We start from the raw sequence: 7,299 nt of genomic DNA, 5'->3' as shown, positions 1-7,299 counted from the left end.
AATGTGGGCGGGACGAGCGGCGTCGGCGTCGGTGTCGGCGTGGGTATCGGGGGCGGCATCAATCCGTCCAATCCGTCGAACCCGAGCAATCCGTCCAATCCGTCAAACCCCAGCAGGCCGAGCCTGCCGGGTGTCGTGGCCCAGATGTCGGATAGCAAGGTGGCGCGAATGAAGAAGCGCTGCGTCGACGTGCTCGGCAGCGAAGGCGCTTACGACCGCGACCTCCGGCAACTCTGCCTCCTGATCGCGCGCCGCTGATGCTGGAGGTGCCGGGACTGGAGGTGCCGAACCGGCCCTGAGGCCCGGCCGCACGTTCCTGGCCTCCGGCTGGTCGGAAGGCCCGCCACACTGGCGGGCTTTCCGCGTTCATTGGCGTGCCGGTATCAAAGTTCTGGCTTCCATCACGTTGGATGGCCGTTTCCGTTGCCACGATCGCACGGAACGGTAGAGCCTTGGGAACGTTCTCGTCCTCGAACATCGCGGCCGCGATGTTCGACCCAATGCGTCAGCGCTAACGGGAGCTGAAAGCCATGAGCCTTGGAACCATACTGATCATCATTCTTATCCTTGCCCTGCTTGGCGGCTTCAGCGGCCTCGGCGGAGGTCCTTTTTATGGCGCCGGCTACTATGGCGGCGGCCTCGGGCTCGTGCTGCTCATCGTCATCGTGCTTGTCGTGCTCGGGCGCATCTAGCCAGGCCCGCCCGGTTGTCGTCGACAGATCGCAATCTCGTGAGCGCCCCCAATGTCGGCGCGCACCGGATTGTGATGCAGGCAAGCCGGCTTGTGATCCTGCACTCTGCAAAACTTTCGTATGGTCATTGCGGTCCACACCCCCCCCGTGGAAACAAGAGGAGAGGGTCCCACCCCTTGTCCTCCTCCAAGGCCCGCTCCGGTTCACCGTGGCGGGCTTTTGCTTGATGGGCGAGGGAACCGGCTTGCATCAAGCTTCAAGGAAAGGCGGGTGTTTTCTGAGAAGTCTCCGTTCTGGCTGCGGCGTTGAGCGCAGGCCAGATCCTGACGCCAGATTACTCCATGTCAGGTACGTCGCCGCTGACGAAGAGCGTGTTCGGCGGGCCGTATTCGCCTAGCGTCGGATCGGCCTCACGGCTCCAGGCGATGACGCCGGCATGCTTTGCCGCCAGAGCCTTGGCGGTGCGTATAGCGCGGTCTTCGCTTTGCTGGTCGGCGGGTCCAAAGGCTGGGAACAGCTCGCCATCCTCACCGCGATCGAAGGCGACCACGACGATCAGCCTGGGATTTTTCTGGCCACTGGAATCGGACATCTTGCACCTTTGGCGCGGAACCTATCACATTGCTCGGGGTTGAAGGCCGCGAATCGATGAATGCCGACTTTGGGGAGTGGCATCGTGCAAGATCAGCGTTTCGATGAGCCGGTCAGGATTGCGCTCGGCCGATCGCGAAACTCGATCTTCAACGTGGAGCGGGTCGCTCAGGCTGCAGACATCCTGCTGAACCGCTGGCCGGTTGCGACCGGGCAAAAGCATATGGTTGCCCGCAAGGTCTGTCTGGCCGTGCTCGAGGGAAAGAAAGAAGTCTCGGCGGCAAGGGCGGCGTTCATCAACGCGGCGATCGAGGCGGACATCCTCGTCGAACCGCGTGAGGTGTCGATCCCGTAGCCTGCCCCGGTGAAATTGAATCAGGATCTGGCTCCATCCCCTTGGATGTGTGCCTCTTTTGGCGACGGCCGACCGGCTTTTCGGGGCTATTGACCTGCCTCTCGGCACGCCCTGCACGGTTATTCCGCCCATTCCGCTGCCTTTCGGTCAGTCTTCAGCATCCGTTGACAAGGCGTCCGGGCCTCTGTATTGAACAGGATTATACAGGTTCATTGAACAGGTACCCTTATGAAGCGGCGCGCGGTTCAGCTGTCTCCCGGCACGGGCAAGCCCGAGCAGATCGCCACCGTCCTCGAACATGAGATCCGCTCCGGTGTTCTCGGCTTCGGCGACCGCCTGCAAAGCGAGAATGAACTTGTCCAGCGCTTCTCCGTCAGTCGCAATACGGTCCGCAAGGGCCTTGAGGAATTGTCCAGCCGGGGGCTGATCACGACCAGGGTTGGTATCGGCTCGTTCGTCACCTTCGACGGCAAGCCGGTCGATGACTCCATCGGCTGGTCGCGCGCGCTGGCCGATGCCGGCGCCAATGCCGAGACGCGGACGCTGCGGCTGGAGGTCATCGAAGACCCCGATCTGGCTGCGCTGCTTGCTATCGAAAGCCCGTTCTTCATTGCCGTTGACCGGGTGCGCACCAACGCCAGCGACGGCCATGCGATCTCCATCGAGCGCAGCCGGCTGCCATTGTCCTCCGAGCTTGAGGACGTACCGTTGCGCGGACTGCGCGAGGGCTCGCTGCACCAGACGCTGCGCGCCGCCGGCCTCATTCCCGACCATGGCGAGGAATGGGTCGAGATCGAGATGCTCAATGCCGAGGATGCGGCCATCCTCGGTTGCCCACAAGGCACGCCCTTCCTGCGCGGGCGCCGGTTGACGCGTGCGGCTGACGATCGGCCGATCGAGTATGTCACCAGCCTGCTCAATCCGGCACATTTTGCGCTGCATATGAGGTTCTGAGCGATGTCGGATGCAACCAGCAAGACCATCGATCGCGCCATGGGCGCGCTTGTCGGCGGAGCGCTGGGAGACGCGCTCGGCATGCCGACGCAGCTTTTGTCGCCGGCTCGCATTGCCGAACTCTACGGCCATGTAGAGGATTTCATCGAGCCTTTCGCCGATCATCCGGTGTCGAAGGGCCTGGCCGCTGGAACCATCACCGACGATACCGAACAGGCGCTGCTGCTCGGCCGCATCCTGGTCGAATCCGGCGACCGTTTCGACCACGCGCGCTGGGTCAATGCGCTGCTCGACTGGGAGCGCGAGGTCAAGGCGCGCGGCAGCTATGATCTTTTGGGGCCGTCGACCAAGCGTGCCATCAATGCCATCAACAATGGCGTACCGGCCGAGGAAGCGGGACGCAGCGGCGACACCAATGGCGCGGCCATGCGCATCGCGCCTGTCGGCATCATGATGCCGCTTGAACCGTTGGAGACGTTCGTCGGCAAGGTGGCGGAGACTTGCCGGGCGACGCACAACACCTCGATCGCCATAGCCTCGGCCGCAGCCGTCGCAGCCGCCGTCAGCCGCGGCGTCGCCGGCGGCGGTTGGCGCGATGCTTCGGCCAGCGCGGTCGCGGCGGCGAGGCGAGGGGCGACGCTTGGTCATTGGGTCACCGGCGGCGACATCGCCGCGCGTATCGTCTGGGCGCAGGACATCGTGCGTGGCAAGGCGATCAGGGATGCGATCCGGCTGATCACCGATCTGGTCGGCACCGGCGTCGCCAGCCAGGAATCCGTTCCGGCTGCCTTCGCCGTGCTGGAAGTCGCCCGTGGCGACCCCTGGCAAGCAGCCATCATCAGCGCCAATCTCGGCGGCGACACCGATACGATCGGCGCCATCGCTGCCGGCATGGCCGGCGCCTGCACCGGCTTTTCCCGATTGCCGCAAGAGTACATCCTCCGGCTTGTCGGCATCGACTTGTCAGAGGTTGGCGCGCTCGCCGCCGACCTTGTCGTGGCAAGGGCGGCGAAAGCCGGTTCCAGCAAGGACGCGGCGGCGTGAGTGGCCGTCTCGTCCATATCGGCAGTGCCGTGGTCGATTATGTCTACCGCATCGACGCTTTGCCGGCGCCCGGCATGGAAAAGACGGCGTCGAGCTTTGCCCAGGTCGCCGGCGGTGGCTTCAACATGATGGTCGCGGCCAGCCGCACCGGCATGCAGGTGGTGTTCGGCGGCCAGCTCGGCAGTGGGCCGAATGGCGACTTCCTGCGCGCCGCCTTCATGGCCGAGAACATCGCGACACTGACGCCGCCATCGCCCTTGATGGACAGTGGCAATTGCGTCGCCATGATCTCCAGCGACGCCGAACGCACCTTCGTGTCATGGCCAGGTGCGGAGAGCGTACTCAGCCTCGATATGATGGCGCCCGTCGCGGTGGCGCCGGGAGACTGGGTGTTCACCTCCGGCTACACGCTGAGCTATCCCAAGAGCCGCGATGCGCTCACCGACTGGATCGAGGCACTGCCGGACGAAACCCCTTTCGTCTTCGATCCGACGCCGGTCATCTCGGACATTCCACGCTCCATCCTGTCGCGGGTGCTCGCCCGCACCACATGGCTGAGCTGCAACACGACGGAGGCGGCCGAGATCGCCGGCCCGGGCAATGTCGAGGCTGTCGCTGCACGACTTCTGGTCGACCATTGCCCACGCGCTGCGGGCGTGATCATCCGCGCCGGCGCGAAGGGTTGCCATATCAGGCTGGCCGATGGCTCAGCGCAGACCATTGTCGGCTTCAAGGTCAACGCCGTCGACACCAATGGCGCCGGCGACACCCATATCGGCGCTTTTGTCAGCGCGTTGGCGCGCGGCACCCCGCCCTTCGAGGCAGCGCGCTATGCCAATGCTGCGGCGGCCATTTCGGTTACCCGCCATGGTGGCTCGTCGGCGCCGACGAACCGCGAAATCCAGACATTCCTGAGCCATGCCGCCGACCCATCGGGAGCAGGCCGGACACAGAAGGCCAATGCATAACAGCTGGAAAAGCCTGACAAGCCCGGGAACCGGGCAAACCCACAGAGAGGAACCAACCCCATGCGCATGCCTGATTTGACTGCTCTGCTGACGGCGACCGCCGTCTTTACCTCCGCACTTGCGTTCGCCGCCAAGGCCGACGAAGTGCATGTGCTCAACTGGAAGGGTTACGGCGCCGACGAACCGTGGGCCGTCGAGGCTTTCGAAAAAGCGACCGGCAACAAGGTCGTCAACGATTTCTTCAATTCCGAACAGGAAATGCTGACCAAGATCCGGACCAATCCCGGCCTCTATGACGTGGTCATGATCAACGCCGCCTTCAACGACCAGGCGATGGCCGGGAAACTGATCCAGCCGATCGACGTTTCCAAGCTGCCGAACTATGCCGACATCAGCAAGGACAAGGCGGGATCGCCGATGCTCGTCCATGACGGCAAGGTCTATGGCGTGCCGTGGGTATGGGGTCTCACCGCACTCGCCATCAACGAAAAGTCCTTCGACAAGCCACCGACGAGCATCGCCGAAATGTGGGATGCCGCCCACAAGGGCCGCGTCGTCATTCGCGACGATGCCGTCGAAGCGGTGCAGTTCGGCGCCATCGCCACTGGCCAGAACATCAACGACATCAAGGATATGGATGCGGTCAAGACGAAGCTGACCTCGCTGATGCCGCAGATCAAGACCTTCTGGAGCTCGGAAAACGACTGGAACCAGATGGTCGCCTCCAACCAGATCGACATCGGCACCTATTGGAGCGGCTCGGCCGACCGCGCCAAGACGCATTTCAAGCTGCCGGTCTCGCTGGTGGTGCCGCAGGAAGGTGCCGTTGCCTGGCTCGACGCGTTTTCCATTCCGGTCGGCGCCAAGAACGTCGCCGGCGCCGAGGCCTTCATCAACTACATGATCGACCCGAAGTTCTACGTCGAATGGGTCACCAAGGTCGGTGCTCCCGTCTCCGCCAACACCAAGGCGGTGGAAGCGCTGCCCGAGGATGCCTTCAACCGCAAGGTCATGGGTGATCCCGAAGTGGCCAAGCGCATCCAGTTCCAGGCGCCGATCACCGATGCCCAGCGCGAAGCCTATCTGGCGCTCTGGCAGCAGCTTAAGGTCGACGTGAAGTAAGATCACAGTCAGGACAGCCGGCGGTTCGCGTCGGCTGGTTCTTCCAATCCTGGGAGGAGGGTACCATGGCAGCTGCGACAGCGTCGCGAAGCGGGCTGAGATCGGCATTGCCGCTGCTGGCACCGGCCTATCTCTGGCTGACGGTGGCGATCTTCCTGCCGCTATCCGCTATGGTCTTCTTCTCGTTCATGACCGAGCTGCCGCTGTCGGGAAAGCCGTGGGCGTTCACGCTTGGCAACTATGCCGCCTTCTTCTCGCAGAGCCTCTATCTGACGCTGCTGCTGGCCTCGCTGCGCCTTGGCCTCGAAGTGACGCTATGGTGCATCGTCATCGGCTATCCCGCCGCCTACGTGCTGGCCAAGGTGCTGAAGGGGCGCAGCCGCGAGGCGATCTTCCTGCTCGTCATCCTGCCGTTCTGGTCGAATGGGTTGGTGCGCATCTTTTCCTGGGCGATGGTTTTGCGCGAAGGCGGCATCCTCGACACCGCGCTTAATGCCGTGCTGCCGTTCAAGATCAACATCGACCTCATGTATTCCTATCCGGCCGTCATCATCGGGCTGGTGCATTCCTATGTGCCTTACATGGTGCTGACCTGTTATCTCACGCTACAGGCCATCGACGACTCGCTGATCGAGGCCGGGCGCTCGCTTGGCGCATCGCGGTTGCAGGTGCTGAAGCGGGTGATCATCCCGCTGTCGATGCCCGGATTGGTCGCGGGTGCGGCGCTGATCTTCGTGCCGGTCGTCGGCTCGTTCATGGAACCGCGCATCCTGGGCGGCCGCACCGGCACCTTCTACGGAACGGTCATCGAGGACCAGTTCGTCGCCGTGTTCAACTGGCCGCTCGGTGCCGCACTCTCCTTCATCCTGCTGGCGGTAGTGCTGGTCATCCTGGCGGTGGCGTCGCCAGTGCTGCGGAGGGCCGCGTGATGACGACGACCCGCATCCTCGAAGGACTCGGCCGCCTCTACATCTGGCTGCTGCTTGCCTTTCTTTATCTGCCGATCATCATCATGGCGCTGATGTCGTTCAACGTTTCTCCCTTCTACCAATTGCCGTTCGAATGGACGACTGAATGGTATGCTTCGCTGTGGCAGAACGACCAACTGATCGCAGCGACCTGGAACAGCGTCGAGATCGCGGTCATCACCACGATCATCTGCGTCGTGCTCGGCTCGGCGGCGTCGCTGGCGCTCTATCGCTACGAATTTCGTGGCAAGAAGTTCCTGCAGGCGCTTTTGTTTCCGCCGATCGCCATACCGTGGCTGATCACCGGCACGGCAATGCTGATTTTCTTCTTCGGCGTCGGTATCGGCCGTGGCCTGCATGCGATCCTGCTCGGCCATGTCGCATTGGCGCTGCCCTATGTCATCGTCGTCGTCTCGGCCCGGCTGCAGACCTTCGCGCCGGAGCTGGAAGAGGCGGCGCGCTCACTAGGCGCCAACCAGTGGCAGGTGACGCGCCGCATCACGCTGCCCTGGATCATGCCCGGCGTCATCGCCGGCGGGCTGTTCGCGTTTGCCGTTTCGTTCGACCAGTTCGTGGTGTCCTATTTCCTGGCGACGCCGGGCCAG

9 protein-coding genes and 1 pseudogene are annotated in these 7,299 nt (G+C 63.3%); 9 read left to right on the top strand and 1 reads right to left on the bottom strand.

The features are described from left to right. Positions 1-258: pseudogene (locus EOC06_RS28585) on the top strand (hypothetical protein); the annotation flags it as partial. A 272-nt stretch (positions 259-530) separates the two neighbouring features. After that, positions 531-692 carry a DUF3309 family protein gene (locus EOC06_RS28580; RefSeq protein WP_128309376.1) on the top strand — a complete coding sequence of 54 codons (162 nt, stop codon included), beginning with the start codon at positions 531-533 and terminating at the stop codon, positions 690-692. Between the two features lie 334 nt (positions 693-1,026). On the opposite strand, the gene EOC06_RS28575 is transcribed toward EOC06_RS28580, so the two are convergent. After that, positions 1,027-1,284: a hypothetical protein gene (locus tag EOC06_RS28575; protein ID WP_127268781.1), complete on the bottom strand. Its 258-nt coding sequence runs from the start codon at positions 1,282-1,284 to the stop codon at positions 1,027-1,029. Between the two features lie 84 nt (positions 1,285-1,368). Here EOC06_RS28575 and EOC06_RS28570 point away from each other — a divergent pair, with 84 nt between their 5' ends. The 7 genes from EOC06_RS28570 to EOC06_RS28540 form a co-directional block, all read left to right on the top strand. Continuing rightward, positions 1,369-1,638, top strand: coding sequence for a DUF982 domain-containing protein (locus EOC06_RS28570; protein WP_027035091.1), 270 nt, complete (start codon positions 1,369-1,371; stop codon positions 1,636-1,638). A gap of 228 nt (positions 1,639-1,866) precedes the next feature. Then, positions 1,867-2,592, top strand: coding sequence for a GntR family transcriptional regulator (locus tag EOC06_RS28565; protein WP_127268782.1), 726 nt, complete (start codon positions 1,867-1,869; stop codon positions 2,590-2,592). A gap of 3 nt (positions 2,593-2,595) precedes the next feature. Then, a complete protein-coding gene (locus tag EOC06_RS28560) occupies positions 2,596-3,636 on the top strand; it encodes an ADP-ribosylglycohydrolase family protein (protein ID WP_128309375.1) in 1,041 nt (346 codons plus the stop codon). After that, the gene (locus EOC06_RS28555; RefSeq protein ID WP_128309374.1) at positions 3,633-4,604 is read left to right on the top strand and encodes a PfkB family carbohydrate kinase; all 972 of its coding nucleotides are present in this window, start codon (positions 3,633-3,635) and stop codon (positions 4,602-4,604) included. The genes EOC06_RS28560 and EOC06_RS28555 overlap by 4 nt, the downstream gene beginning before the upstream one ends. 60 nt (positions 4,605-4,664) lie before the next feature. Next, entirely contained in the window at positions 4,665-5,726 is a 1,062-nt protein-coding gene (locus tag EOC06_RS28550) for an ABC transporter substrate-binding protein (RefSeq protein WP_127273265.1), read from the top strand. A 65-nt stretch (positions 5,727-5,791) separates the two neighbouring features. Further along, entirely contained in the window at positions 5,792-6,655 is an 864-nt protein-coding gene (locus EOC06_RS28545; RefSeq protein ID WP_127270909.1) for an ABC transporter permease, read from the top strand. Further along, positions 6,655-7,299, top strand: a 645-nt coding sequence (locus EOC06_RS28540; RefSeq protein ID WP_164898784.1) for an ABC transporter permease, incomplete at its 3' end; no start/stop codon positions are given. The genes EOC06_RS28545 and EOC06_RS28540, both read left to right, overlap by 1 nt.

Source organism: Mesorhizobium sp. M7A.F.Ca.MR.362.00.0.0 (assembly GCF_004023175.1).
In the GTDB taxonomy this organism is placed as follows: Bacteria; Pseudomonadota; Alphaproteobacteria; order Rhizobiales; family Rhizobiaceae; genus Mesorhizobium.
Note: the sequence above shows the minus strand (reverse complement) of the source record. Positions and strands in the feature narration are given on the sequence as shown.